The 1,716-nt window shown below is 42.1% G+C and carries 2 protein-coding genes; both read right to left on the bottom strand.

Going from position 1 to position 1,716, the window contains the following annotated elements; all coding sequences use genetic code 11:
- A partial coding sequence (locus AC3AYF_RS20705) for a hypothetical protein (RefSeq protein WP_487780356.1) occupies positions 1 to 190 on the bottom strand: 190 nt, incomplete at its 3' end.
- 500 nt (positions 191 to 690) lie between these two features.
- On the bottom strand, positions 691 to 1,716 hold a 1,026-nt coding region (locus tag AC3AYF_RS20700; protein WP_487780355.1), incomplete at its 5' end, for a TRAP transporter large permease.

Below are 1,716 nucleotides of genomic sequence, written 5' to 3'. Positions count from 1 at the left end.
CCACTGGTAAAACTTCATAGATAGACACCGCACCTTCTTCGTTAGCCGCAACCAGAACGTAATGTTCACCGTTCCACCAGGCTTGATATACGGCTTCATCTCGCCATACGAATACGACGACTTTTTGGCCGACTTCTGGCATTTGGTCTTTAGTTTCTGTCCATTCAAGTTTCTCAGTATTAGTCTTCATGATAATTCTCCCAAGCTAGTCGCTTAATTGAGCATCAAGATCGCTATTAGTTTATTTGTTCCTTTTTATAAAATTATAACGCTTACAGAGGGTATCGACGAATATATGGAGTGCTTTAGCATCGATATTTTAAAAATGTGATGGGGTTATCAAAAAAAAATTGGAGCAAGGTTACTGATTTTATTTCTTCTTTTTCCTCCGTCTTGTCTTGCTTGAATTTTTAATGACGGTGATTTTTTAATTTGTCACGTGGTTTGAAAATAAGAAAAAATATAACTATTAGAACGATAACTGCTGTTATAACAGCCTAAATATTAAGGGTGGGCTCGCATGTAGTGCCGACAGTGCAAGCAGCTGTACGAAAAAAAACCTTGAATACTAGTTTTGCAATGAGCTCGAACAAAATGTCAAAGAAACCGGTGAAAAGGCCTCCTTTAGTAGAAAAATATATTAATTCATTCATTCCATTGAATCCTATGAGCCTTCCTAGATTTTTTGTATTATTCCATTAGGCTCGGTAGCCATAAGGTTAACGATGGGAAAGCAATGATCAGTCCCAATACGATGATTTGAATAATAATAAAGGGCACCACGCCGCGATAGATATCTTGTAACTTTAATGTCGGTGCACTGGCTTTAAGATAGAACAGAGAAAAGCCAAACGGTGGTGTTAAGAATGAAGTTTGCAGGTTAAGGGCAATCAATAAGGCAAACCACAGAGGATCGAGGCCCATGTGTATGGCGATAGGGGCGATGATTGGCACCACGATAAAACAGATTTCGATAAAGTCTAAGAAAAAACCCAAAACAAAAATCAGCAACATACTTAAGATCAAGAAGCTCCACTTGCCACCCGGCAGGCCACTAAAGATATCAAAGATCAGATCGTCACCACCCATGCCAACAAAGACCAGGCCAAAGGCGGTGGCACCAATCAAAATCAAAAACACCATACTGGTTAAACGTGTGGTTTGTTGCATGGCCTTGTTGAGATTATCTAAGCTTAATTTTTTATGCAGTACCGCTAGTAATATCGCGCCTAAAGCACCAACAGCCGCCGATTCGGTCGGGGAGGCAATGCCAAAGAAGATAGACCCTAATACCGCGATGATTAAGGCTAATGGTGGCAGCATGCTTTTGAATACTTTGGATGCTAGTTTTCCTGTGGTTTCTGGCGCGATAGTGATAGCTGGAGCAAGTTCAGGTTTTTTCCAAGCAATAAAGGCGATGTAGGCAATATAGGCGATGACTAACATCAGGCCGGGTATAGCTGCACCAATAAAGAGTTGGCCAACCGGCACACCGATGACATCACCTAATAAAATTAAAATAATGCTGGGCGGAATGATCTGACCTAAAGTGCCTGATGTTGCAATGACGCCACCGGCTAAACTGGGGGCATAACCATTTTTTAACATCACGGGTAGGGCAATCACTGCCATGGTCACTACGGAGGCACCCACCACACCGGTGGTGGCCGCTAATAAGGCCCCAACAATAACAACCGATATCGCCAAACCACCACG

Source organism: Salinicola sp. (assembly GCF_982684285.1).
Note: the sequence above shows the minus strand (reverse complement) of the source record. Positions and strands in the feature narration are given on the sequence as shown.